This window comes from Pseudomonas sp. Con_6, assembly GCF_059379395.1.
Genome location: NZ_CM182011.1, coordinates 542,368 through 565,740, shown reverse-complemented (window position 1 = coordinate 565,740; position 23,373 = coordinate 542,368). Strand labels below are relative to the sequence as shown.

Genomic DNA, 23,373 nt, shown 5'->3' with positions numbered 1-23,373 from the left:
TGTCTCCCTGTCATCCGTTCACGGTCATCACGCTAACGTCTGGAGGGGCCAGGCGACACTGGCAGAATCCCCAGGTTGACCAAGGTATCGTCGTCAAATCAGGCGCTCCAGAGGACCCCGTGTGATTCGGCGCGACAAGGGCATTGCCGTGGAAGCCCCTGGCGGCGAAGACGGCGGGTTGTCCCGGGCGGGACTCGCTGGGGAACGAATCTCCTGCATCTGCTGCTGCGGCATCAGTTCCCACCCTCTCAATCGCGTCGGCGGCTCGCGGTCCGGCACGGGATCACCCACAGCGTCGCGAACCGCCTTCTTGCCGTGGACGAACTCGGCCCATTTCCTGCCTCGACCGTGCGGGACATCCTTGGGTGTTGCATACGCCACCCCCTTCACCGCCATGACCCCGATGCTGATACTCAAGGCGGTGTACATCAGGCCATCCAGCGTCTCACTCTCGGGGTCCTTGTGGGTAACCGCGGTTGCAGTCATCGCCACCAACGAGCCCACCATCCCGGTACCGGTGGCGAAGGCATTGAGCCCGCCGATCGGTGTCGCCATGTCCGGCTTCATCGCGGCATAGCGGGCACGCCGGCTTCGGGGCGGGGCGCGAAGCAGCAAGTGGGGCACCAGCAGCGTCATCACGCCGACCACCTCGACCAGGGCATGCAGCAGGTAAGTCATGCCGAAGAGGCCTTCGATGCTGCCCCCGGTCGGGTCGGTGAAGTTGAGTGGATCGCCGTGGCAATAGGCATAGGCATTCAAGCCACCCGCGCCGAAGGGGCTCAGCCGGTCGGGACAATGGAAGCGCATCAGCAACGGGCTATGGATCCGCCGGCCGTGACCAAGGTGGTACCAGCCCTGCGGGTTTTCCCGAAGCTGACCGTTGAATCCGGGGCGTGCCAGTGACGTGGCTGTTAGACGACCTGCCGGGGGCTTGCTCATGACAGGGTCACCACAGCCTCCCGGTCGCTGAGGCGACGGGGCCCACGAACGGATTGCACCTGAAAACGCAGTTCCCCCAGGCGCGATTGCTGGCTGCCCGCGGAGGAGTTCGACATCGAACTGGCTATCGAACCCGAGCGGCTCATCCTCAAGTACGAAGGTATGGACGGTTCCGGAGTCGCCGTGTTCGAACGGGATTGCAGGGGTGACGGGCGCGCAGAAGTAGCCATCGAGGAGGTAGCTGGCGAAGGAGGCGCCGACCGGGACGCAAGAGGACTCACCGGCGGGGAGTCTGGCGGGACGTACTGGATTTTCGCCGCAGGCTCCAGCGTCTTCTGACGGAACCTCGCGATGTGTTCGTTGAAGCGATCCTCCCGGTCCGGCTTCCTGCCTATCCCGAACCGCTTCCAGGCCGCCAGCGCCGAGATCGATGTACCGATCCAGTTGATGTACTTGCCCTCAGGGTTGCCCAGCAACTGCTCGGCGGCACCGTAGATGCCCACCAGGGCGCCAGTCGCGCTGATATAGGTCGCATTGAGCGCAGGTCCGCTCTTCATGGCCGGTGCCGGACTGCGAATCCCCAGCATCGCGACGCCGAACAACGCGACGTTGAGCATTATCGTCAGCATAGGCCCGACCTTCTCCTCCCATCGCCCACTGGGATCGACCTGGCTGACTGGATCGCCTGAGCAGTAGGCATAGGCATTCAGCCCACCCCGATCGAAAGGGCTCCAGCGATCCGGACTGTTAAAGCGCTGCAGCACGGGGTTATAGGCGCGATAGCCATTGCCTGGCAGGTAGCAGCCCCAGGCCTCGAGCAGTTGGCCGTTGAATGCGAGGCCGGCACTGCCTGGCGCGCTTGGATCAATCCGGTTGGCGGGCAATGTCGGCATGTGAACCTCAGGAGGAAGCGGACTCCGATTACCTTACCCCCCGTCCCACACTCTTCACTACTGGCAGATTTATCAGGTAGACAGGTGCCATAGGCCATCTGTACGTTTTTTGTTCAAGCGCTGAATCCCCCCGTATTCATTGACTGCAAGCGGCTTCGCAAACATTTTATCCACAGCTCGACCCACAGCTATTGTGGGAAACCCCTGTGGAAAACTGCATCTGCCTGGTATTTCGACCTGGAGCGATCAATGATCATTTTTTGACCAAACCTCTCTAAGCCAATGAATTCAAGCCTTGTGCTGGTTGGCGAACACCTTATCCACAAAGAGGCCAACAGACTTTGTGTGAAACATGGGGGGTGGAATCCAAGCCTGTGCATAAGGCCATAGCAGCCCTGATTTACAACGGTTTATGCCGCATCGTTATGAATATTTCATCAACTGATCGTTTTTTGATCAAAAATCCTAAACCATTGTTTTTAAACAACTTAACTTGAAACCAAACAGTTTATCCACAAGACCGCCAACAGAGATTGTGAGCAACTACCGCTTGCCCACGCGTCGTTTGCATGAATACAGCCGTAAAAACCCTGTACGAAAAATGACCAGAAGCGCAAAAGCCTTGCAGAGCAAGGCTTTCAGAGGGTGGCAAACATTTTATCCACAGAACCGCCAACAGACTTTGTGCAAAACCCTCAGCGCAGCACGCCTTCCTCCATCAACAGCTTGAGAATGGCCTCGGCACCGGCCTGTGGACTGACGTCCTTGAGGACCTGTCCGCCGCCGCCACTGGCCTTGGCGGTAGCCGCTTTCATGCGATCGGCACCGCTCTTCGCCTTGATCACCTTGAGCCGTTTGGGCCGCGGCTTGGCGGGCAGCAGCTCGGCGCTGGCGAACAGTTCGTCGTCGACGATTTCGACCTCGCGCGCCGCCAGCACACCCCGCCGCGCCGGGCCGAAAGCGCTTTGGCGTGGCTTCGGCGCAGCGTTATCCACAGAAGCGAGGAACGGCAGGCGCACCTTGAGCCGACGGCGTTGCCCGCGAGGCAGCGCCTGGAGCACCTGGGCCGTGCCGTTGTCGATGGATTCCACCTCGGCCAGGCCCACCACCAGCGGCCAGCCCAGGCGTTCGGCCAGCAGGAACGGGAGCATGCCCGAACCTTCACCGGTTTCCGCCTGGCTGCCCGTGAGTACAAGCTGCGCCCCGGCCTCGCGCAGGTAGTCGCCGAGCACGCCGAGCACATCGGCGCCGGCGGGTTGTTCCAGCACGTCGAGCTGGGCCAGGCCCATGCCGAGGTAGCCGCGCAGGGCTTCCTCGCGAGGGTCGCCGGCATGCAGCACCTGCAGCTGTTCGCCGGCCAGTTGCAGGCCCAGCTCTACCGCACGGGCGTCCTGTTCGGCGCGGCGGCTGCGGCCCGAGGTGGGGTGGGCGCCGACCGAAACCAGGCTGATGACCTTCGTGTTCATGCTTGTCCCCTGCCCTTATGCCGCATCGCGCCTGGCGCCATTGCGGAAGTTGTCCACAGCCTCGATCAGCGCCTGCAGGATCGCCGCGCTGTCGCCGATCACCGAAAGATCGGCGCGTTTGATCATGTCGCAGCCCGGGTCCATGTTGATCGCCACCACCTTGTCGCAGGCACCGATGCCCTGCAGGTGCTGGATCGCCCCGGAGATACCCACCGCCACGTAGACCCGTGCGGTGACCCAGGTACCGGTGGCGCCGACCTGGCGGTTGCGCGGCATGAAACCGTCGTCCACCGCCACCCGCGAAGCGCCTTCGGTGGCGCCGAGGGCCGCAGTGGCGCGATGGAACAGGTCCCAGTCCTTGACCCCGTTGCCGCCGGAGACAATGAACTCGGCTTCGGCCATGGCAATGGCGGCTGGGTCCACGGCCACCGGGCCGAGGTCCTCGATCCGCGAAAGACTGCGCGCCACGCCTGTGGACAACTCCACCGGCAGGGCTTCGTGACGGGTTTCGCTGACCGGGTCGGCGCACTCGGCGGCAGCCAGGATCAGCCGCGGCAGATTGCGCACCAGGTCTTGCTGGCCGGCGCCGGCGCGGCCGCTGCTGAGGCCGTCCTTGACCTGCCACACCCGTGTCGCCGGGCGTTCGCCCAAGGTCGCGGCGAAGCGCCGGCCCAGTTCGCCACCACCGGTGCGGCTGTCTGGCAGCAGCCAGTGGCGAGGGGAAAACTGGTTATCCACAGCCCGCAGGCCCTGCACCCGTTGCTCCGGTGCATAACCGTCGAACTGCTCGCCTTCGAGGACCAGCAAGCGGTCAACACCGTTGCCGGCGAAGTTGCTTTCCTTGTGCTCACCGAACACCACGGCCAGCACCGCACCGTCGCTGCCGGCCAGGCTGTGGGCCAGGCCGAGCAGGTCGCGGTCGTGGCTGCTCAGGCGGCCGCCGACCATGTCCGGGGCCACGGCGATGTAGAACGCCGGCGCCGGCACCTGGTGCAGCGGCAACTGCACTTCGGTCGCCGCACTGCGCTTGCCCGTGCTGCCGCCCTGCTGGGCGCCGCTGCGGTCGATGCGCTTGATCCCGTTGGGGCCGATGAAGCCCACGGCATGGGGGTTCTTGCGGATCACCCCGTTGGGGCCCATCCAGCTGTCCTGCTGCACCTGCATGGCCGCATGCAGAGGGTGCAGGCGGTTACGCGCGATCCATTCGGCGCGCGGGTCGCGGCGGATAATGTCGCTCATCAGTGCACCTCCGCAGGTTCACGTTTGCTCACGGCCGGCTTGCTCGGTGCCGGGGTTTCCAGCAGGGCGTCGGCCACCAGTTCGGCCAGGTCCTTGATCAGCGGCCGCGGCTCGACCACGCCTTCGAGCATCGCCGTGCACTGTGGACAACCGACTGCAACCACTTCGGCGCCAGTCTCGCGGATGTCCTCCATGCGCATGTCGGGAATACGCTGCTTGCCGGGAATATCGGTGATCGGCGCACCACCGCCACCGCCGCAGCAACGCGAGCGGAAACCGGAGCGCTCCATTTCCTTGACCTCGATACCGAGGGCGCGCAGCACCTGGCGCGGCGCCTCGTACTCACCGTTGTAACGGCCCAGGTAGCAAGGATCGTGATAGGTCACGCTGCCGCCCTTGTGCGCGTCGAGGCTCAGCTTGCCGGCATCCAGCAGTTCGGCAATCCAGGTGCTGTGGTGCTGCACCAGGTACTCGCCGCCGAAGGCGCCGTATTCGTTCTTCAGCACGTGGAAGCTGTGCGGATCGCAAGTGACGATGCGCTGGAAGCGGTACTTGGCCAGGGTCTGGATATTGCGCTTGGCCAGGGTCTGGAAGGTGGCTTCGTCACCCAGGCGCCGGGCCACGTCGCCGCTGTCGCGTTCTTCCAGGCCGAGCACGGCGAAGTCGACGCCGGAAGCCTTCAGCACTTTCACGAAGGAACGCAGGGTGCGCTGGTTGCGCATGTCGAAGGCACCGTCACCGACCCAGAACAGCACTTCGGTGGATTTCACTTCCGACAGCACATTCAGGTTCAGGTCCGCCGCCCAGTTCATCCGCCCGCCGGGATTGAATCCGCCCGGGTTGTCGGTGGCGATCAGGTTGTCGAGCACTTCCGCGCCCTTGTTCGGCGTAGCGCCCTTTTCCAGCGTGAGGTGACGGCGCATGTCGACGATGGCATCGACGTGCTCGATCATCATCGGGCATTCCTCGACGCAGGCGCGGCAGGTGGTGCACGACCACAGGGTCTCGGCGTCCACCAGGCCGTTGACGATCGGCTGGTGCGGATGGCCGCCGTGCTCGCCGATCGGCTTGCCCGGATAGGGGCTGCCGGCAAACTGGGCGTCAGTGCCACCGGCCAGGCCGATAACCATGTCCTGGATGAGTTTCTTCGGGTTCAGCGGCTGGCCGGCGGCGAAAGCCGGGCACATGGCCTCGCACTTGCCGCACTGCACGCAGGCGTCGAAGCCGAGCAACTGGTTCCAGGTGAAGTCCTTGGGTTTTTCCACGCCCAGCGGCGCGGACGGGTCTTCCAGGTCCAGCGGCTTGAGGCCGGTGGAACGACCGCCGCCGAAGCGTTCGGCGCGGCGGTGCCAGGCCAGGTGCAGGGCACCGGCGAAAGCGTGTTTCATCGGGCCGCCCCAGGTCATGCCGAGGAACAGCTCGGACACGCCCCAGATCACGCCCAGGCCCAGCAGGCCGACGACGAACCAGCCGCCGAAGCCTTCGGGAAGGATGCCGGCCACCGGCAGGGTGGCGATGAAGAAGGTGGTGGAGAACACCAGCAGGCTTTTCGGCAGGCGCATCCACGGGCCTTTCGACAGGCGCGAAGGCGGATCGAGACGGCGCTTGAAGACGAAGATCGCGCCGCAGAACATCAGCACGGTGGCGGCCAGCAGGGCGTAGCCGAGGATCTTGCTGTGCAGGCCGAAACCGTGCACGACGATCGCCAGCACGGCCGAGAGGACGAAGCCGCCAGCGGTGGCCACGTGGGTCTTGGACATGTATTTGTCGCGCTCCACCACATGGTGGAGGTCGACCAGGTAGCGTCGTGGCATGGCCAGCAGGCCGGCCAGCAGGTTGACCGGCGACGGCCGGCCCTGGCGCCACATCCGCACACGGCGCACCGCACCGAGCACGGCCAGGCCGAGGGCGGCGAACAGCAGGATGGGGAGGATAAGGTTCAGCATGGGAAGCTCCCACTCGGGTTGGAGTTGGCGCGTACCCTGTGGGAGCTGGCTTGCCAGCGATTGCAATGGTGAATTCACTACCGCTATCGCTGGCAAGCCAGCTCCCACAGGGTCCGTGCCGCTCTCTCGATCAAGGTCCGATCAGAAGTCCTTGCACAGGCGCAAGGCGTCGTAGATCGCCGCATGGGTGTTGCGCTGCGCCACGCAATCGCCAATGCGGTACAGCAGGTAGCCCTCGCCGGCCTGGCCGAGAATCGGCTGCGGCTGGATGGCGAACAGCGCCTCCACATCGATCTGGCCCTTGTTGCGCGAACCGTCCTTCAGCGCGTAGTACAGCGCCTCGTCCGGACGCACGCCGTTCTCGATCACCACCTGGTCGACCACTCGCTCTTCCTTGGCCCCGGTGTATTCGTTCTCCAGCACCGCCACCAGCTTGTCGCCCTCGCGGTAGACCTTTTCCAGCATCAGGTCACCGGTCATGATCACTTCCTTGGGGTACATGCTGCGGTAGTAGGTCGGGAACGAAGTCCCGCCAATCGCCACGCCCGGCTTGATGTCGTCGGTGACGATCTCGACCTGGCTGCCCTTGTCGGCGATGAAGTCGGCCACCGACATGCCGGTGAACTCGCAGATGGTGTCGTACACCAGTACGTTCTTGCCCGGCGCGACCTTGCCGTCGAGCACGTCCCAGCTGCTGACCACCAGCCCTTCGGCGGCGCCCCAATGCTCGTTCTGCTCCATGAACGGATGCCCGCCCACCGCCAGCACGACGATATCCGGACGCAGGTCCATGATGGTGTCGGCGTCCGCCGCAGTACCCAGGCGCAAGTCGACCTTCAGGCGCGCCAGCTCCAGCTGGTACCAGCGGGTGATACCGGCGATCTGGTCGCGCTGCGGGGCCTTGGCGGCGATGGTGATCTGCCCGCCGATCTGGTCCTTCTTCTCGAACAGGGTCACGTCATGACCGCGCTCGGCAGCGACCCGAGCCGCCTCCATACCGGCCGGGCCGGCACCGACGATCACCACCTTGCGCCTGGCCCCGGTGGATTTCTCGATGATGTGCGGCACGCCCATGTATTCACGGGAGGTCGCGGCGTTCTGGATGCACAGTACATCCAGGCCCTGGTACTGGCGGTCGATGCAGTAGTTGGCGCCGACGCACTGCTTGATCTGGTCGACCTGGCCCATCTTGATCTTGGCGATCAGGTGCGGGTCGGCGATATGCGCACGGGTCATGCCGACCATGTCGACATAGCCGCCTTCGAGGATGCGCGTGGCCTGGTTCGGGTCCTTGATGTTCTGCGCGTGCAGAACAGGGGCCTTGACCACTTCCTTGATGCCCGCCGCCAGGTGCAGGAACGGCTCCGGCGGATAGCTCATGTTGGGGATGACGTTGGCCAGGGTGTTGTGGGTGTCGCAACCCGAGCCGATCACGCCGAAGAAATCGACCATGCCGGTGGCATCGTAGTACTTGGCGATTTCCTTCATGTCCTCGTGGCTGAGGCCATCGGGATGGAATTCGTCACCGCAGATACGCATGCCGACGCAGAAGTCCGGACCGACCTCGGCCCGCACCGCCTTGAGCACTTCCAGGCCGAACTTCATGCGGCCTTCGAAAGTACCGCCCCATTCGTCGGTGCGCTTGTTGACCCGCGGGCTCCAGAACTGGTCGATCATGTGCTGGTGCACGGCCGACAGCTCGACGCCGTCCAGGCCGCCTTCCTTCGCCCGGCGTGCCGCCTGGGCGTAGTTGCCGATCACCCGCCAGATCTCTTCCGGTTCGATGGTCTTGCAGGTGGCGCGGTGCACCGGTTCACGGATGCCGGACGGCGACATCAGGGTCGGCCAGTGGTAGCCGTCCCAACGCGAGCGGCGGCCCATGTGGGTAATCTGGATCATGATCTTGGCGCCATGCTTGTGCATGGCGTCAGCGAGGTTCTGGAAGTGCGGGATGATCCGGTCGGTGGACAGGTTGACCGACGACCACCACTGCTGCGGGCTGTCGATGGCAACCACCGACGAGCCACCGCAGATGGCCAGGCCGATGCCGCCCTTGGCCTTCTCCTCGTAGTACTTCACATAGCGCTCGGTGGTCATGCCGCCGTCGGTGGCATAGACCTCGGCGTGCGCGGTACTCAGCACACGGTTGCGGATGGTCAGTTTGCCGATCTGGATCGGCTGGAACATAGCTTCGAACGCCATGGCGCGGGCTCCTCGACTTACAACGGCTTGACGATGAACAGGCCGTCGTCGTGGCCTTCTTCGGAACCGCCATAAACCTGTTCGGCGACGGTACGGATGCTGCTGCCGCGGGCGGCGAGGATCTGGTCCATGGCCCCGGCGAACCAGCCGGTGAACATGTAGTCCACCTTGCGCCCGACCTTGCCGTAGACGTAGACGAACGCCGAGTGCTCGAGCTTGACGCTGGCAGTGCCCTTGTCGAGGTCGATGTCCTGGATCTTGAACAGACCCCAGCCGCGCTGGGACAGACGCTTCATGTAGTGCTCGAACACCGCCACGCCTTCCAGCCCGTGGCATTCGGCTTCCTTCTCGCACCAGTGCCAGGCGGACTTGTAGCCGGCCTTGTAGAGGATCTCGGCGTAGGCGTCAGCGCCCAGCACTTCCTCGATGCCCATGTGGTTGTTGACGAAGAAATGCCGCGGTACGTACAGCATCGGCAGCGCGTCGCTGGTCCAGACACCGGTCTCGCTGTCGACTTCGATTGGCAATTGCGGGGCGATCTTGGCCATGGAAACTCAACTCCAGAAATTTTTGTTGGCTGCCCCCGCCCTGATGCGGGGGTTGGAAAGAGAGGCTTCGGAGGCTTATTCGCCCCAGACATCCTTGAGTACGTTCACCCAGTTCTCGCCCATGATCTTGCGTACCACGCGCTCGGAATGGCCGCGCTTGAGCAGGGTCTCGGTGAGGTTGGGGAATTCGCCCACGGTGCGGATGCCCAGCGGGTTGATGATCTTGCCGAAGTTGGTCAGACGACGGGCGTAGCCCTTGTCGTGGGTCAGGTACTCGAAGAACTCCTGGCCATGGCCCTGGGTGAAGTCGGTACCGATGCCGATGGCGTCTTCACCGACGATGTTCATCGTGTACTCGATGGCTTCGGCGTAGTCGTCGATGGTCGAGTCGATGCCCTTGGCCAGGAACGGCGCGAACATGGTCACGCCGACGAAACCGCCGTGGTCGGCGATGAACTTCAGTTCCTCGTCGGACTTGTTGCGCGGGTGTTCCTTGAGGCCGGAAGGCAGGCAGTGGGAGTAGCAGACCGGCTTCTTCGATTCGAGGATGACTTCCTCGCTGGTCTTGGAGCCGACGTGGGACAGGTCGCACATGATGCCGACGCGGTTCATCTCGGCGACGATCTCGCGACCGAAGCCCGACAGCCCGCCATCACGCTCGTAGCAGCCGGTACCGACCAGGTTCTGGGTGTTGTAGCACATCTGCACGATGCCCACGCCGAGCTGCTTGAACACGTCCACGTAGGCGATCTGGTCTTCGAACGCATGGGCGTTCTGGAAGCCGAAGAGGATGCCGGTCTTGCCCAGTTCCTTGGCCTTGCGGATGTCGGCGGTGGTGCGCACCGGCATCACCAGGTCGCTGTTCTCGCGGATCAGCTTCTGGCTGGCGGCGATCTGGTCGACGGTGGCCTTGAAGCCTTCCCAGACCGACACAGTGCAGTTGGCCGCGGTCAGGCCGCCCTTGCGCATGTCCTCGAACAGCTCGCGGTTCCATTTGGCGATGATCAGCCCGTCGATAACGATGCTGTCTGCGTGTAATTCGGCTGGGCTCATCAGGCAGTCCCCTTTATTGGCATTCCCGCGCCGAATCGTCTGCCGGCGCTATTGGGGGTCAGCATATGCCTCGGGTGAATGTCGCCCCGATGCAAAAACGACAGGGGAATTGCCGAAAGCGTCAAAGGCCGACAAAGGGCGCCGTACAGGCCTGTCGGCGCGGCCGTGGAAGGCCCTCCGGCTGCCTCGACGCCGGGAACTGGCTAGTGTCACAGGCTTTGCGCCACGACAGGAGTCACCCCATGCACGACACACTGGATTTCATCGCTGCACTGGATCTGCCAGAGGCCGGCAGCCCACCCCTGCACCGACACACCCGGCAAGCCCCCGATGCCAGCGAAGAAGGCGCGCTGGTCGCCGGCGACAGCCTGGTGTCCTTCGTTTCCGGCCTTGGCCAGCAGGCCCGCGAAGACGTACTGAACAGCACCCTGCTGATGCAGTTGGCGGCGAGCAAGCTGTACGACAAAGCGCGCCAGCGCGAAGAATGGTTCAACTTCTATACCGACGGCCTCGCCAAACTGGGCTGGACCCTGTCACGCAACGGGATGCAGCGCTACCAGCCGAGCCAGAGCGCTTTCACCGTCAATGACGTGGCACTGGACATCATCGAAAGCGTGGTCGGCGGCGAAGCCTACAGCCCCCTCGCCCGACGCACCTTCGAAGCGCTGCGCAAGGAACCCCGAGCCCTGGAACTGTTCTCCAGCAGCAGCACCCGTGGCAATGTCGGCACCTTCCAGATCATGCCCTGCACCCAGAGCGCCACGGGTGAAGTGACCATGCTGATGAATTGCATGCAGATCATGCGCAATACCACCAGCACCGGGTTCCTGTTCATGACCTTCCAGCGCAATGACATACAGATCTTCCGCTCGGCCCAGACCTCGGTGCTCAACCTCCAGACCTACGGGCAGGTGCGTGAGGCGGTGATCGCCAAGCTGGGACAGAATGCGCAGCGGTTCCTGGCGAACCTGAAGCTCTGATGGCCTCATCGCAAGCTCCCACAGGTTCACTGCTGCTCTCGACAGCGGCGCGGTCCTTGTGGGAGCTGGCTTGCCAGCGATGGCGTCCGCCCGCTTACTTCAGTGTGCCATTCCGGCGCATCTCGGCCGCAGCCAGCAACGAACCCACCACTGCCTGGGCAATCTCCAGCGACTGCTGGGTCGCCCACATCAGGTCGCCGTGTTTGCGATCGTCCAGATCGCACAGCTGCAGGTTGGTCTCGATAGCCGATTTCAAGGCGGACGCCACATGCATCAAGGCGTCATCCACGCAGATGCCGGCACGCACGGCGAACAGCGGTGCATGACTGCGGTGGGTAGTGGCGAAGTGGGTATGGGTGGTGGTGAGGGGTGGATCGGGGACGATTTTTTTCATGGCGTATCTCTCGTAGTTGAAACGGATCGGCCACCTATCGCTGCTAGACGAAGGGTGGCGACTGTACGTGAGTTAGCAGACCGGCTACGAGAATCCCGGCGCACCCGAAGGTGCCCACACGCACAGCCGCCATAGAGGCTTGCTGGTGGGAAGTCGTAGTTCGGACTGCTAATCCGTGTCGTCGATTTGGCAACGACCGGCGGAGATTAGGCAGCGTTTCCAGAGGACGCAACCACCAGGCGGGGTCGGGGAGTATGCTTGGGAAATTGCCTACAAGAAAGCCGGAAATGGGTGAATTTTCGTGGCGGAATGCGACAGGTTTCACGCGCGGCGACTCCACAGATTCTGTAGGCGCTGATCGAATGCCAGTCGTTTGAAAACATAAGCCGGCGATACCCGCGAATATCGACGACCATTATCACCAACAACTGATAAAACCTTCATCAGCCTGCCCTGTTCATTGCCCGGAGGCTGAGCGAGAATCCTGACCCATATTCCCTTGGGAGATGACTTAGATGAAATCGATGGTCTGGCTGATGCTGGCAACCCTGGCCGTTGGCGCCCATGCTGCCGAAGAAGAAAGCACGCCGTGCGACAACGTGGAAACCGACCAGCAGAATTTCGAATGCGCCCGCTACAGCCGCACCGCCTCCGAGCGCGAGCTGGACGCCGCCTTCGCCGACCTGCAGGACCGGATCAAGGAACAATATGCCGGCAAGACGGCGAAGATTGCCGAGCTGAGCAAGCGTCTGAACGAAGCCGAAGCGGTGTGGAAACAGCTGCGTGATGCCGACTGCAAGGTCGAGACCTACGACATCCCTGCGGGCAAGGCCTTCGAAGCGGCGCAGAACACCTGCATGGCGCAGCGCAATGACGACCGTTCCGAGTACCTGCAATCCCTTGGATTGCCGACTTCCGATTGAGTGAACCGATGATTATTTGCGGGATTGAATTGAAGGGCAGTGAAGCCTTGTTGGCGGTTGCCGGTATGGACGCCGGGCAACCGGTGCATGTGGCGACGACGGTCAAGAAGATCGGCATCGAGGATGACGAGGACGCGGCGCAGGTTCGCGACTTTGCGGCGCGGGTGCAGGCGTTTGTCAGTGAACATGGCGTCACCCATGTGGCGATCAAGAAGCGCAGCAAGAAGGGTGATTTCGCCGGTGGCCCGGTGACGTTCAAGCTGGAAGGGCTGCTGCAGTTGTTGCAAGGGTGCGAGGTGCTGCTGGTGTCGCCGCAGACGATTACGGCGCAGGGGAAGAAGCATGACTTCACGCCTCCGGCGGGGTTGAACAAGTATCAGCATGAGGCTTGGAAGAGTGCTTGTGCGGTGATGTTTGTGAGGCGCTGAAAACAGGTCAATCCAGCAGCCAGTCGGGGTCCCCTTCGACCAGGGTGCCGCCGTGGCTGGTGGTATCTCCCACACGGGCGACGGCCTGGCCGTCGATGAAGGTATCGTTGGAGCCTGTTCGGATAACCGCACCGCAACTGATCGAGTCACCAACCCGAGCGATGGCTCGGCCATTGACGGTATCTTCGGTAGAGCCGCTGGTTACGGTACCTGGACCATGGACAGGACAATCGTGGCGGTGGCCTACGAGGACGACTGGTTTCATGAATGAGTTCCTTTGATCTGGTTTCGATTGCCAAGGCTCATGGCGCCGTCCTCGATTCAAGATCCATGTCCGCAGGCCATTTCACCTTGGGCGCCAATAGCAATGCGATGTTGAAGTACGACACATCGTTGTGATCTTTCGGCGGGCCAGGAGGTGGTAGTGCGTCGGGGCCTTGTTGCATGTAGGTGCAGATATAGGCCCAGGCATGCTCGTCGGCGCCCATGGTGGTCAGGGGGAAGCGGTCGATGACCTCGTTGGTACCTGGCTTGACGATGGAGAGCACCACGCCTCCCTTGATGATGACCCCGTGGGTAGTCGCGCCACGCTGCAGCCAGCGTTCGGCCCGTACCTGGGACCAGTCGTAGGCTACTGGCGTCACCCGCCAGCGCTCGAAGGGGTTCCACCAGCGGTAGGTAAAGTTGTAGGCGTAGAGCCGTTGGCGGGCTCGGTTAAAGCGGAGTGGTAAATCCCGAGGAGGGGACACGTCCAACTTCCAAAAAATTGGGAGCGACCAAACTCCAATCAGTAATATAGAAATGAACATGAACCACTCTTCAAGCTTGAGCGTTCTTTCAGCCGTTATATAAAGCCAGGAAACAAACACAAGCGATACGGCCAGCACTGGCACAGACAGGACCACCAAACCTCTGGCAAGCGCCGCAGCTCTGGGTATCTCCAGAAAAACATCATCTTGGTGGTTAGGCGTATCGAAACCTAGATTCGGAGACAATACTGGCAATTCGTGGGGGTGAGGCAGGTCCTCTTGCCAACCAGCACATCGGGGAATGAGTTTAGGCCTGTTTATATGACCCGCCCTCATGGCGCACTCCTCGATTCCCGATCCATGTCTGCAGGCCATTTCACCTTCGGCGCCAAGAGCAGGGCGATGTTGAAATACGACACATCGTTGTGATCTTTCGGCGGGCCTGGAGGTGGTAATGCGTCAGGGCCTTGTTGCATGTAGGTGCAGATATAGGCCCAGGCATGCTCGTCGGCGCCCATGGTGGTCAGGGGGAAACGGTCGATGACTTCATTGGTGCCCGGTTTGACGATGGAGAGCACCACGCCGCCTTTGATGACCACTCCATTACCCGTCGCGCCGCGCTTCAACCAACGCTCGGCCCGGACTTGCGACCAGTCGTAGGCCACCGGCTCCACCCGCCAGCGCTCGAAGGGATTCCACCAGCGGAAGTTGAAGTTGTAGGCATAGAGGCGTTGGCGGGCGCGGTTAAAGCGGAGGGGCTGATCTCGGGGAGGAGCCACCTCAACCTTCACGCTGAACCATAAAGACCAAACTCCAACGGACATACAAAAGAGAAGGGCCAGCCAGAACTCAACTCCCAACTTGTGCTCAATTGAAAAGAAGATCCATGACATCTGAGTCATAAGAAAAGCTATGAGCGGTGCAAACCAGATGATCAACCCTCTTATAAGTGCAGATGCGCGGGGTAACTCCAGATATACACAATCCTGATGATTGGGTGTGTCGAACCCGAGGTCTGGGGGAAGAATGGGCAGTTCTTCAGGAACGGGCAAATCTTCCTGCCAGCCAGAACAGGGGGGAATGAGTTTAGGGCTGCTTACATGACCCACACTCATGGCTCAGTCCTCGATTCCCGATCCATTTCCGCGGGCCATTTCACCTTCGGCGCCAATAGCAATGCGATGTTGCACCACGACACATCGTTGTGATCTTTCGGCGGGCCGGGTGGTGGTAATGCGTCGGGGCCTTGTTGCATGTAGGTGCAGATATAGGCCCAGGCATGGGCGTCGGCGCCCATGGTGGTGAGGGGGAAACGGTCGATGACTTCATTGGTGCCCGGTTTGACGATGGAGAGCATCACGCCGCCTTTGATGACCACTCCATTCCCCGTCGCGCCGCGCTTCAACCAACGTTCGGCCCGGACTTGTGACCAGTCATAGGCGACCGGCTCCACTCGCCAGCGCTCAACGAGATTCCACCAACTGCACTTAAAATTGTAGGCGTAGAGACGTTGACGAGTGCGATTAAAACGAAGTGGCTGATCCCGGGGAGGTGATACATCAAATCTCCAACAGATCGGGATCGCCAACATGATCATGGACGCCATGAAAATGAATACTCCCCACTCTTCAATTCTCGAAGCTTTTTCAATTGATAAAAAAAACCAAAAATACTCGGCGAGATAAATGCACATAACCGGTATCGCCCAGAACACCAATCCTCTGGCAAGCGCTGACGCCCGTGATAATTCCAGATACACACCATCCTGATGATTAGGCGTATCAAATCCCAATCCAGGAGCTATTACCGGTAGCTCGTCAGAACCAGGAAGATCTTCCTGCCATCCAGAACAAGGGGGGGTGAGCTTGGGACTACTCAAAAGAGGCTCTCCCATAGTTGACCTTCAATTTTGTCTTCCTTGACGATCAGCCGAGCTACTCCGGACTCATCACTCTTGTCCGGCCAATACGACACCTCAAGTTCCAAGGCGTGAAAATCAAGATGCCCCGAGAAAGCAATGGATCCCCTGATCTCGAGCGTCTCTGCTTCGACATCGTGCTGAATTAATGGGGCTGTAGTTGCAGGTAATGGGTCATCCGTACCTTCGGTTGACCCACCAGCAATGATCTGCCCCGGTACCTCCCGTTGGCGGTACGCCCACAATGCCCATTCATAGCGCGAGGCTTCAGCCTTATAGCCTGGCAGGACGATTTTGTAGTCCATAGATCCGCCTGGGCCTAACACCTCCTTACCCCGCATTTGAAGCCGATGGGCTACATCCAGCTGTGCGATCAAACCCAGCAGAGCCGCATTCAAGGCGCCAATCGCCGTATCCATTTCATGCGACTCCACCCAGCGGCGGTGCTCTTCAGGCAGCCCCCAAAGTGAATGTCGTGCCCACAACTCCAGGGGCTGCGACTCCGACCGTTTCGCCTTGACTGCAAATCCAAATGCTATGAAGCCAAAGAGCACCGCGACTGCGAGTGGGCCGAGGAGTACTCCAGTAGCGCCCACTGAGCCCATGTATCCCGCCAGTGCAGAAAGACCAGCCATGCCAGCAGCCGCTCGGTAATTTTTTGCTGCACTTTGATCACCAGCCCGACTTGTCCGCCCCGCTGCCAACGCATACTGCAACCCCTCCACCGCACTAGCCAACGACACAATCGCCCCACCGTACTGCAGCATCCGCGCCCCCAACCCAACCGGCACCACCCTCCCAGCAGAACGAACCGACACCTTCCAATCCGGCCGCAACATCTGAATGGCCCCACCCGCAATCTCGACACCCGCCCCCATCACCCCGACCGACGCCGACATCACCGCAGCAGCCGCCTCGTCATGCTCGTCGCCGATAGCCTTGAGCATGTTCTGGTAGCTCCTGCGCAGCGCATCCTGCTGGAAATACAGGCTGCCCACCGCCATCCCCACATTGGCCGCACCAGTACCGTTGAAACTCAGGGCATTGCGCATGTTGCGCATCGAGTCCCTGGCCAGCAGGCGGGTGACTTCGGCATTGAGGCTGAGGTGGTGGGCGAAGTCCTTCATGCCGGCCTTCAGGGCAAAACCGTCGATGCTGACGTTGCGCAGCGCATCGTCGAGGCCTTCGCCGAGGCCGCTTCCCAGTGTGCCCAGACGAGCCTTGAGGCTCTCGGCGCTTTCCGTCGTCCATACGACGACATCGATCAGCCTGGCGTGGTTGCTGCCCAGTGCCGGGGCGAAGTAGTTGCTCAGCAGCATGGCCCGGACCTTGCGCTCGGCCGGCTTGCGGAACTGCTGGTCGATTTTCTTGACAAGGCGCTCGGTGCCCTCGTAGAGCACCTCGTTGAGCAGCGTGAGGTACTCGCCCACCCTGAGGGACAGGGTGACCCGGGTGGCGTCGGCACGGTAGTAACGCCGCCACGCCTCGCGGTGCAGATGCAGCAGCAGCGCCCTGGTCTGCTCCGACAACTGCTCGCCGAGGGCATTGCTGGCATTGGCGGCAGCACCGAGCAACTGGCTGACGGCGGCCTCTGTCGCCTTGCCCATGACCTTGTCAGCCTCGACACCGCCGATCAGGGTCTTGGCACCGTGGTAGAGCCGGGTCTGCTCGTCTCCGGCCAGGTCGTGGGCGAATTGTTCGGGGCCCGTCCTGTCGAGGATCCGCATGGCCTTGTGGAACAGGCTGTCCTGATTTTCCAGCTGGTCCAGCCAGAAGCTGCGCGTCACCCCGAACTGGTTGATGGTGATGGGCTCGGTCACCCCGCCGGCGTAGCACATCGCCAACACGCGGAGTAGGGCTTCACGCGACTCGTCGACCGCGAAGTAGTAGTCGTTGAGCACGGCCAACTGGAACGCCGCGCCGTAATAATGACTGACATAGGGCTCGGCGACGTCGTCGACGATCTTCTGCCACGCCGCCTGGGTCTTGTCGCAATGGTCCTGGAACGTCTTGCGGGCGTTTTCGTCGTAGCGTTCATCGAGCCGTTCACGGGCATCGGCGATGGCTTCGGCGGTCCGGCGCTCCTTCTCCTGCTCCAGATCGAGAACCGGCAGCGGTGCCCGGTAGGAATGGGGCCTGTCGTTGTATTCCTCCCGCTCCTTGACCACTGCCTCGGCCTCCTGGATCGCACGGGCATGCGCTTTCTTGACCTGGAACTGACGGATGCCGAGCAAGGTCTGGGAGGTGAAGTATTCGAAGCACCGTTGCGGTTCGGCGCTCCATTCCAGCATGGACTGGTAGCGGAACATCCGCTGGGCATTGAGCTCCTGCACCACGCCAATCGGATCCGGCAACACCAGGGCCAGCACGCCATTGGGCAGCTTGTGCTGTTGGGTCACCGTCCCCACATGCGCCGCCAGTGCGCGCAGCCGGTGATTGCGCGGATAGAAGCCGTGCACGCTGTGGAAATCACCGGCCATGGACTGGGCGTATTCGAGGACCTGGTGCATCTGCAGGTCGGTCTCGGTCATGGCGACGCCGACGCTGCCGGGGTCGTTGCGGGCGGTCTTGAGGTCGAGCTTGTAGAAGCGCTCATCCAGGTTCATCCCGTCGACCACGCCACCACGCAGGTAGGCGTCCAGCACCCGCTCGGGCCAGGGATCGTTGGCAATGGCCAGCCAGGCAGTGGAGTACTTTTCGGTGTCGATATTGATGAAGGACGCGGGGATGTCGTGGTCCTGCATGACGCAGACCCGGCTCAACGGCTTGGGCTCTTCACGGGGAATCTGGTAGGGACGGAAATGGCGCAGCGCACCTTCGGGAGTGATCTGGTAGGCCTGCCATTCCTTCCTGTCGAGCATCACATAGAGAAAGCCCTGACGGAGGATCCGCGGCTGCTCAAGACGCATCCTCACGGCCTTGACCTCAGGGTTGCGGTCAACCGGATTGGCCTGTGAGTGCCAGGGTTCCGGGGCATAGGCGGCGCGCAGCGGCAGAATGGGCAAGCCGCTGCGCTGGCAGGCCTTGCAGCTTTCGACGGGAACCGGATCGGCCGTTTTCATGGCGGCGTCGATATCGAGGGCGAAATTGAAGTTGGTGTCGAAGTTCATGAGTAATCCTCCGCACGGGGCAGTTCGGTGACGACGCGCTTCCAGAAGGCGTCGCTGCAGTTGGCGAAATGACCTTGCAGATCAGTGGGGCCCGCGCTCGCCTGGGCGATGATCTGACGGACATCCGGGTGCTGTGGCAAATAGGGGTGCAACAACACCCGATGCAGGCTGAGGGAAATGAGGTCGCGACTCCTTGTCAGGCCTAGCCCTTCTGCGTCGCGGATCAGCCGGAAGCCATGCCCCCCGGCCTGCGGCGGCAGAATGGAGGAGCCTGTCCAGCGCCAGGGGGCGAAGGCTGGAGGGCGTTGCTGGACATGACGCCAGACGCCGAGAAACGCATGGATCACTGGCGCCAACCGCTGGGTTTGTCTTGCCAGTTCGGAAAGCTCCGGGGCGCAGTAATAGTCAGGACTGCGCATCAGGGAGTAGCCGCCCCAACTGACCGGGAACAGCCAGTGCCGGATCGGGCTGAGTAAACAGCCGGCCTCCTTGTCCATCGCACAGAGCAACAGCTCCAGCCTCAGCGGCTCGAACCAGGGCGAAGGTTTTCCGGCTGCGGTGGTGTCGCAGCGAGTCGCGATATGCTTGGCGACGACCTCCAGCGGCTGCCGGCTGGCGAGCCAACCGCAGATGTACCGCTCGTTGTAGCCCAGGTCCCAGGCAGCGTAGTCGGCACTGCGTTCGAGATAATGCTGCAATACACCCTCACCCGGCGCTGCCAGCTGAATAAGCGCAGGACAACGTTCGGGGCTGTGGGAGATGTCGGGCCGTAGCACGCGGGTGATAGCCGCTGCACCCAGCGACTCGGTCAGCGATGTCACGCTGAGCGCATGATTAAGTGCACATTCGGCCTGGCCGTCTACCAGCAGGTAGAGGTAGTCATCCAACGTACGGTACTGCCTGGCGAAGTTGATAACGGGGTCCCGGGTCATCGGCCGCCCTCCCCGCAGTTGCCCTTGTCACCTTCGACGGGCTCGCTTGCCATTGCCAAGCTATTGCCGGCACCACCCCTTGCCTTGTTCATCGGGCCGGTCAGCGTGATCGCCGTGCCGTCCAGGGTGATGCCTGACGAGTCGATGCGCAGCGTGCCGCCCGGGCCCTTGATGACCACCGCCTCTGAGGAGTGGATCTCGTACACCTTGGTGTGATGGGTGATGCGCTGACCAGCCTGGAGACCAACCGTCCCCTGCACCTGCTGATCCAGATTCCCGCCGATCTGCACACGATGGTTGGCGGTGGTCTTGTCCAGACGGCTACTACGGACCTCTTCGGTCCGGTCCCCGGCCGTGGTGATGCTGTGATTGCCGCCGATGATCAGGGCGTCGTCCTTGCCGATCTCATGCCGCCGGTGCTGCCCGATCAGCACCTGCTCGTCATTGCCCACGGTGTCGCTGCGGTTGTGGCCGACGGTGAGGGTTTCGTCGTTATCCACCTGCTCGCTGCGGTCATGCCCGACGTGGGTGGTTTCATCGTTCTTGACGACATTGTTCTGATCCCTCTGCGCATGAATGAACACCTCTTCCTGCCCGGCCTCATCCTCGAAGCGCAACTCGTTGAAGCCGTCGCCCTTGTGGGTCTGACTCTTGATGGTCATGCGCGTCTTGTTTGCGGGCAGTTCGTAGGGCGGGAGCTGCAGCGTCGTGTAACACCTGCCCGTGATTATTGGCTGGTCAGGGTCCGAGTTCTGGTAGCTGATAATGACGCCCTGGCCGATGCGCGGGATCGCCATATGGCCCCACAGCGCCCCGGCGATGTTCTGCGAAACCTGAATCCAGCAGGAGCTGGGTTCGTTTTCCTTGGTTTGGCGATCCCAGGGGAAATGAACCTTCACCCGACCGTATTCATCGCAGTAGATTTCCTCGCCCGGCGGCCCGACCACCGTGGCCATCTGCGGGCCGTCGATGCGGGGTTTGGGCAGCGGCTCGGGGCGCCATTCGGCATTGTCCCGCACCAGCGTGGCGATGCAGTTGTAGTGGGTGCCGCTGTCGGCCCCGGCACTTTCCTCGGCCTGGCTGACGTACTGCTTGCCATGGTGCTCCAGGTGCACCGGGCGCCAGCCGCAGTTCATGTCGTCGCGGGGGTGGCCGACCAGGTCGAAGTACAGGCCGGGGACCATCCGGGCATCGTCGCCCTCGGCAATGACCTGGCAGGCATCACCGCGCAGGCCGAGCAGGCGGCTGCGGCTGAAGGCCTCACCGGTCTTGTCTCCCCGGTAGCGACCGGGGTAGTCGTAACGCTCGTAACTGTCGGCCTGGTGCTCGAGGTCCGTGGCCTTGTACTTGCTCTCCTCAGTGAATTTCGGGTTCTTGAAGCTGTAGTCGCGCTGGACCTGCTGGGCGCTGCGCACGTTTTCGCTGTAGGTGAAGCGGTGCAACGCCGGACCTGGGCGGTCGGCGCCGGGCTTGGGGTTGTATTCCACCGGCGGGCCGGGCTGCTTGCCGAAGATCCACAGGTAGTCACAGTGGATCAGGCGGCAGCCTTCCTTGCTGTGCACGAAGCCGTAGAAAAAGCCCTCTTCGCGCATGATGCGCTCGACGAAGTGGTAGTCGGTTTCGCCGGCCTGCACGCAGTATTCGCGGGCATTGCGGCCCTTGGCGGCGCGCAGTTCGTAGTCGAGGTCGAGGGCGTGCTTCTTCAACATCACCTTGGCGATGTCGGGCACGCTGAGGGTCTGGAAGATGCGCCAGTCCGAGCACAGCTGCAGACGGGCCAGGCGAGGCTCGACAACCGCGCGGTAGCGGGTGCGGCGAAAGCCGGTTTCGCCCTGCTGGAAGGTGCTGACCGAGCCGTGGACGTAACGCACTGGCTGGTCGCCCTGCCAGATCGTGAACAGTGCGGGACGGTCGAGGATCTCGCCGAACTTGACGGCAGGATCGGTGCTGCTCAGGTCGACTTCGAGGCGAAAGGTTTCGGAAAGACCTTCGCTGAGGTGGAATTCGACGACCTCGAATACACCGGTTGCTGCGGTGAAGGTAAAGCGCAGATCGGATTGGGCAGGCATGAGAAATCCTTGTCAGCCCGAAAAGCGGGCCAATGATCCTTGTGCGAGTGAAACAGACCGGCGCATTACTGCGCCGGTCCGCAGACGGGTACGTTAATCAAGCCTCCCGGGGCTTGCGCCAGTCGTCAGAGCCTTCAGTGCCGCAAACGTCGTGGGTCCACATGATCTTGCGATAGGCCAGGGCGACCTTGATCAGTTGGGTGTATTCAGCGTTTTCCTTGTCTTGCACGTGCGGCAGTACGGTGTCGATGCTGACGATGGTGGCGTCTTCCAGCTTGGTGGTGAAGAAGGCCTCCTGAATTCCGTTAGTCGAGGTGCGGTACCACGTCACTTCCACGTTCGTCAGCATTTCACCGGTAGCCAGAGCCTGATAGAGCAGCGGGGAAGCCTTGTTCAGTGCCGAGGTGAAGGTGAAAGGGCCATGAACCCTTTGTCCAGAAGGCTGGCCGCTTTGTGGGTCGGCAGGGGTCTTGATCAGGTGCTCGATTTCCTGGACCAGCATCTGATTTTCATGACCTTCCTGATACACGTTACCCACCGAATTGGCGGTGAATGCACCTTCGGTGATGGGACCCTGGTTTTCACCGGTGATACTGATAAAAGCTGGATTCGGCATGGAGTGCCTCCTTGTTGCGTTGATGTAAGGCCTTGCAGGCCGTGGTGCCATCACTGATGGCAAGGGTTTGAAGCAGGCGTTGCTTCAATTTCGTGAGCACTTCAGGGCTTGAGGATGAAATCCAGGGACCGGAGCACTTCTTCCGTGCTGTTCCCGAGGCTGATGGAGAAGCCGAGATAGGTCGCCAGCAAGACCACCCCGGCTAATGCCCAGGGCGTCCACAATGGCCATTGCCGTGCTAGTCGATAGCGCCGCGAGGCCACGTGCTCCGGCGCCTCGGTCAGGCGCTCGGGCGTGTCGCCGCGCTGCGAGCGCAGCACCCGGTGCAGCTTGGTGATGATTCCGTTGAGGATTTCCCGGTTGTTGTGCTGCAGGCCGTACTTGCCCTCGAAGCCCAGGCACAGGCACAGGTACTTGAACTCCAGCACGTCGCGGTAGCGCTCCGGGTCCATCTGCATGCGCGCAAGGACGGTGAAGAACTTCTCGCCGCCCCAGGTTTCGTTGTGGTGGTAGCTGAGCAGGGAGCGATCAGACCAGGTCGAAGCGCGCGACCACGGCCTGGCCATCACCGCCTCGTCGATAAAGGCGCACAAGGCGTAGCGGTAAGCCAGTTGCGTGACGGGGTCATAGCCCTGTTGACGCACTTCTTCGCTCAGCGTGGTGATGTGGTCGCGAACCTTGATATAGAACCTGTTCACATCGGCAACGTAATCAAGTTGGCGCACGTGCATGACCAATGCGAGCAGCGGCTGGGCGACATCTATCAAGGGGTTGAGGCTGTGGCCGCGCAGCTGGAATTGCAGGTCGGGGTCGGCGTCGAGTTTGTTCAACGACACGTGATCCTTGTCCTGCTGCTCGCTGGCACCCCCGGACTCCGCTCCCTGGGGCTGGGGTTGCTGGGTCTGGTTCGGGAGGACCACCGGGGAGGGCTCGGAGGATTCGTTACTGGCGTTGACGGAAGTACTCAT

The 23,373-nt window shown here is 61.9% G+C and carries 21 protein-coding genes; 3 read left to right on the top strand and 18 right to left on the bottom strand.

What is annotated here, in order from left to right; genetic code table 11:
• Positions 1-93: 93 nt before the first annotated feature.
• From AC5QPF_RS02555 to AC5QPF_RS02520, 8 genes are all read right to left on the bottom strand, one after another.
• Positions 94-939: an RHS repeat-associated core domain-containing protein gene (locus AC5QPF_RS02555; protein WP_494961889.1), complete on the bottom strand. Its 846-nt coding sequence runs from the start codon at positions 937-939 to the stop codon at positions 94-96.
• Positions 936-1,832 (bottom strand): RHS repeat-associated core domain-containing protein, encoded by an 897-nt coding sequence (locus tag AC5QPF_RS02550; protein ID WP_494961888.1) that lies wholly within the window; start codon positions 1,830-1,832, stop codon positions 936-938. The genes AC5QPF_RS02555 and AC5QPF_RS02550 overlap by 4 nt, the downstream gene beginning before the upstream one ends.
• A 695-nt stretch (positions 1,833-2,527) precedes the next feature.
• Complete coding sequence (etfB, locus tag AC5QPF_RS02545; protein WP_494961887.1) at positions 2,528-3,298, bottom strand: electron transfer flavoprotein subunit beta; 771 nt, start codon at positions 3,296-3,298, stop codon at positions 2,528-2,530.
• Positions 3,299-3,313: 15 nt separating this feature from the next.
• The gene (etfA, locus tag AC5QPF_RS02540; protein WP_494961886.1) at positions 3,314-4,537 is read right to left on the bottom strand and encodes an electron transfer flavoprotein subunit alpha; all 1,224 of its coding nucleotides are present in this window, start codon (positions 4,535-4,537) and stop codon (positions 3,314-3,316) included.
• Positions 4,537-6,483 carry a dimethylglycine demethylation protein DgcB gene (gene dgcB, locus AC5QPF_RS02535; RefSeq protein WP_494961885.1) on the bottom strand — a complete coding sequence of 649 codons (1,947 nt, stop codon included), beginning with the start codon at positions 6,481-6,483 and terminating at the stop codon, positions 4,537-4,539. Before dgcB ends, etfA begins: the two co-directional genes overlap by 1 nt.
• A 141-nt stretch (positions 6,484-6,624) precedes the next feature.
• Positions 6,625-8,685 carry a dimethylglycine demethylation protein DgcA gene (gene dgcA, locus AC5QPF_RS02530; RefSeq protein WP_494961884.1) on the bottom strand — a complete coding sequence of 687 codons (2,061 nt, stop codon included), beginning with the start codon at positions 8,683-8,685 and terminating at the stop codon, positions 6,625-6,627.
• Positions 8,686-8,702: 17 nt separating this feature from the next.
• Complete coding sequence (locus AC5QPF_RS02525; RefSeq protein WP_030139308.1) at positions 8,703-9,233, bottom strand: DUF5943 domain-containing protein; 531 nt, start codon at positions 9,231-9,233, stop codon at positions 8,703-8,705.
• Positions 9,234-9,308: 75 nt separating this feature from the next.
• Positions 9,309-10,286, bottom strand: a complete 978-nt coding sequence (locus AC5QPF_RS02520) for a membrane dipeptidase (RefSeq protein ID WP_494961883.1) — start codon at positions 10,284-10,286, stop codon at positions 9,309-9,311.
• A 242-nt stretch (positions 10,287-10,528) separates the two neighbouring features.
• On the opposite strand from AC5QPF_RS02520, the gene AC5QPF_RS02515 reads away from it, so the two are divergent.
• Entirely contained in the window at positions 10,529-11,266 is a 738-nt protein-coding gene (locus AC5QPF_RS02515) for a hypothetical protein (RefSeq protein ID WP_494961882.1), read from the top strand.
• A gap of 94 nt (positions 11,267-11,360) precedes the next feature.
• On the opposite strand, the gene AC5QPF_RS02510 is transcribed toward AC5QPF_RS02515, so the two are convergent.
• Positions 11,361-11,660, bottom strand: coding sequence for a DUF3077 domain-containing protein (locus AC5QPF_RS02510; protein WP_494961881.1), 300 nt, complete (start codon positions 11,658-11,660; stop codon positions 11,361-11,363).
• 515 nt (positions 11,661-12,175) lie between these two features.
• On the opposite strand from AC5QPF_RS02510, the gene AC5QPF_RS02505 reads away from it, so the two are divergent.
• Both AC5QPF_RS02505 and AC5QPF_RS02500 read left to right on the top strand, forming a co-directional pair.
• Positions 12,176-12,583, top strand: coding sequence for a lysozyme inhibitor LprI family protein (locus tag AC5QPF_RS02505; RefSeq protein WP_494961880.1), 408 nt, complete (start codon positions 12,176-12,178; stop codon positions 12,581-12,583).
• A gap of 8 nt (positions 12,584-12,591) precedes the next feature.
• Positions 12,592-13,011, top strand: coding sequence for a DUF3010 family protein (locus tag AC5QPF_RS02500; protein WP_494964115.1), 420 nt, complete (start codon positions 12,592-12,594; stop codon positions 13,009-13,011).
• Positions 13,012-13,018: 7 nt separating this feature from the next.
• On the opposite strand, the gene AC5QPF_RS02495 is transcribed toward AC5QPF_RS02500, so the two are convergent.
• From AC5QPF_RS02495 to icmH, 9 genes are all read right to left on the bottom strand, one after another.
• The gene (locus AC5QPF_RS02495; RefSeq protein WP_494961879.1) at positions 13,019-13,276 is read right to left on the bottom strand and encodes a PAAR domain-containing protein; all 258 of its coding nucleotides are present in this window, start codon (positions 13,274-13,276) and stop codon (positions 13,019-13,021) included.
• A 37-nt stretch (positions 13,277-13,313) separates the two neighbouring features.
• On the bottom strand, positions 13,314-13,820 hold the full coding sequence (locus AC5QPF_RS02490) for a DUF6708 domain-containing protein (protein WP_494964114.1): 507 nt from the start codon (positions 13,818-13,820) through the stop codon (positions 13,314-13,316).
• A gap of 272 nt (positions 13,821-14,092) precedes the next feature.
• On the bottom strand, positions 14,093-14,875 hold the full coding sequence (locus AC5QPF_RS02485) for a DUF6708 domain-containing protein (RefSeq protein WP_494961878.1): 783 nt from the start codon (positions 14,873-14,875) through the stop codon (positions 14,093-14,095).
• Positions 14,872-15,639 (bottom strand): DUF6708 domain-containing protein, encoded by a 768-nt coding sequence (locus AC5QPF_RS02480; protein WP_494961877.1) that lies wholly within the window; start codon positions 15,637-15,639, stop codon positions 14,872-14,874. Before AC5QPF_RS02480 ends, AC5QPF_RS02485 begins: the two co-directional genes overlap by 4 nt.
• Positions 15,636-18,788, bottom strand: a complete 3,153-nt coding sequence (locus tag AC5QPF_RS02475) for a T6SS effector BTH_I2691 family protein (protein WP_494961876.1) — start codon at positions 18,786-18,788, stop codon at positions 15,636-15,638. The genes AC5QPF_RS02480 and AC5QPF_RS02475 overlap by 4 nt, the downstream gene beginning before the upstream one ends.
• A complete protein-coding gene (locus AC5QPF_RS02470) occupies positions 18,785-19,720 on the bottom strand; it encodes a hypothetical protein (RefSeq protein WP_494961875.1) in 936 nt (311 codons plus the stop codon). The genes AC5QPF_RS02475 and AC5QPF_RS02470 overlap by 4 nt, the downstream gene beginning before the upstream one ends.
• Entirely contained in the window at positions 19,717-21,789 is a 2,073-nt protein-coding gene (locus tag AC5QPF_RS02465; protein ID WP_494961874.1) for a type VI secretion system tip protein TssI/VgrG, read from the bottom strand. Before AC5QPF_RS02465 ends, AC5QPF_RS02470 begins: the two co-directional genes overlap by 4 nt.
• Before the next feature lie 97 nt (positions 21,790-21,886).
• Complete coding sequence (locus tag AC5QPF_RS02460; RefSeq protein WP_494961873.1) at positions 21,887-22,405, bottom strand: type VI secretion system tube protein TssD; 519 nt, start codon at positions 22,403-22,405, stop codon at positions 21,887-21,889.
• A 101-nt stretch (positions 22,406-22,506) separates the two neighbouring features.
• On the bottom strand, positions 22,507-23,373 hold the full coding sequence (icmH, locus tag AC5QPF_RS02455) for a type IVB secretion system protein IcmH/DotU (protein WP_494961872.1): 867 nt from the start codon (positions 23,371-23,373) through the stop codon (positions 22,507-22,509).

Coding starts and splice junctions, on each gene's coding strand:
- AC5QPF_RS02555 (WP_494961889.1), bottom strand. CDS start 939: ATGAGCAAGCCCCCGGCAGGTCGTCTAACAGCCACGTCACTGGCACGC.
- AC5QPF_RS02550 (WP_494961888.1), bottom strand. CDS start 1,832: ATGCCGACATTGCCCGCCAACCGGATTGATCCAAGCGCGCCAGGCAGT.
- etfB (WP_494961887.1), bottom strand. CDS start 3,298: ATGAACACGAAGGTCATCAGCCTGGTTTCGGTCGGCGCCCACCCCACC.
- etfA (WP_494961886.1), bottom strand. CDS start 4,537: ATGAGCGACATTATCCGCCGCGACCCGCGCGCCGAATGGATCGCGCGT.
- dgcB (WP_494961885.1), bottom strand. CDS start 6,483: ATGCTGAACCTTATCCTCCCCATCCTGCTGTTCGCCGCCCTCGGCCTG.
- dgcA (WP_494961884.1), bottom strand. CDS start 8,685: ATGGCGTTCGAAGCTATGTTCCAGCCGATCCAGATCGGCAAACTGACC.
- AC5QPF_RS02525 (WP_030139308.1), bottom strand. CDS start 9,233: ATGGCCAAGATCGCCCCGCAATTGCCAATCGAAGTCGACAGCGAGACC.
- AC5QPF_RS02520 (WP_494961883.1), bottom strand. CDS start 10,286: ATGAGCCCAGCCGAATTACACGCAGACAGCATCGTTATCGACGGGCTG.
- AC5QPF_RS02515 (WP_494961882.1), top strand. CDS start 10,529: ATGCACGACACACTGGATTTCATCGCTGCACTGGATCTGCCAGAGGCC.
- AC5QPF_RS02510 (WP_494961881.1), bottom strand. CDS start 11,660: ATGAAAAAAATCGTCCCCGATCCACCCCTCACCACCACCCATACCCAC.
- AC5QPF_RS02505 (WP_494961880.1), top strand. CDS start 12,176: ATGAAATCGATGGTCTGGCTGATGCTGGCAACCCTGGCCGTTGGCGCC.
- AC5QPF_RS02500 (WP_494964115.1), top strand. CDS start 12,592: ATGATTATTTGCGGGATTGAATTGAAGGGCAGTGAAGCCTTGTTGGCG.
- AC5QPF_RS02495 (WP_494961879.1), bottom strand. CDS start 13,276: ATGAAACCAGTCGTCCTCGTAGGCCACCGCCACGATTGTCCTGTCCAT.
- AC5QPF_RS02490 (WP_494964114.1), bottom strand. CDS start 13,820: ATGTTCATTTCTATATTACTGATTGGAGTTTGGTCGCTCCCAATTTTT.
- AC5QPF_RS02485 (WP_494961878.1), bottom strand. CDS start 14,875: ATGAGTGTGGGTCATGTAAGCAGCCCTAAACTCATTCCCCCCTGTTCT.
- AC5QPF_RS02475 (WP_494961876.1), bottom strand. CDS start 18,788: ATGAACTTCGACACCAACTTCAATTTCGCCCTCGATATCGACGCCGCC.
- AC5QPF_RS02470 (WP_494961875.1), bottom strand. CDS start 19,720: ATGACCCGGGACCCCGTTATCAACTTCGCCAGGCAGTACCGTACGTTG.
- AC5QPF_RS02465 (WP_494961874.1), bottom strand. CDS start 21,789: ATGCCTGCCCAATCCGATCTGCGCTTTACCTTCACCGCAGCAACCGGT.
- AC5QPF_RS02460 (WP_494961873.1), bottom strand. CDS start 22,405: ATGCCGAATCCAGCTTTTATCAGTATCACCGGTGAAAACCAGGGTCCC.
- icmH (WP_494961872.1), bottom strand. CDS start 23,373: ATGAGTACTTCCGTCAACGCCAGTAACGAATCCTCCGAGCCCTCCCCG.